Origin of the sequence: Bartonella vinsonii subsp. berkhoffii ATCC 51672 (assembly GCF_902825225.1) — a bacterium.
GTDB classification, from domain to species: Bacteria; Pseudomonadota; Alphaproteobacteria; order Rhizobiales; family Rhizobiaceae; genus Bartonella; species Bartonella berkhoffii.
This window is the reverse complement of sequence record NZ_CADEAK010000322.1, coordinates 1-391: the sequence shown is the minus strand read 5'-3', so window position 1 is coordinate 391 and position 391 is coordinate 1. Positions and strand designations below refer to the sequence as shown.

The window sequence follows — 391 nt, the reverse complement described above, 5'->3', positions numbered from 1 at the left end:
CATTTGAGCGGATATGGTTACGGTTGTTACCGTTTTTTTTCGTTCTCAGTCTTTTTTGTTAGCTTAGGTGGTTGGGCCTTTTTGGCCATCTCGCGTATTGGCTACTTTTGCTTTTACTCGGGCCTATGTTTTTCTTTGCTGCTGGGCGCTTGTTTTTTCTTATTCATTTTCGCTTTCCTACAACGAGAGATGTGAATCAGCGTCTTGGACAAGCAAACGGTCTTAAAAATAAACTATTAAGCGTTCAAACAGCTAGTATGTGTCTTAAGAATGATGAAGATTTTAGTGCTTTTGTTTGGCGTGAACATCAACGTCGACTGGCATAACAATTATACTCTTTAAAAACCGGATTAATCTATCCTAACATCGCAACTAGCGATCATATGGGTCT

Annotated in this window: 1 pseudogene; it reads left to right on the top strand. The window is 39.4% G+C overall.

Annotated elements, in window-relative coordinates:
* A pseudogene (locus J7R10_RS09455) lies at nucleotides 1-323 on the top strand (DUF4175 family protein); the annotation flags it as partial.
* Nucleotides 324-391 lie beyond the last annotated feature (68 nt).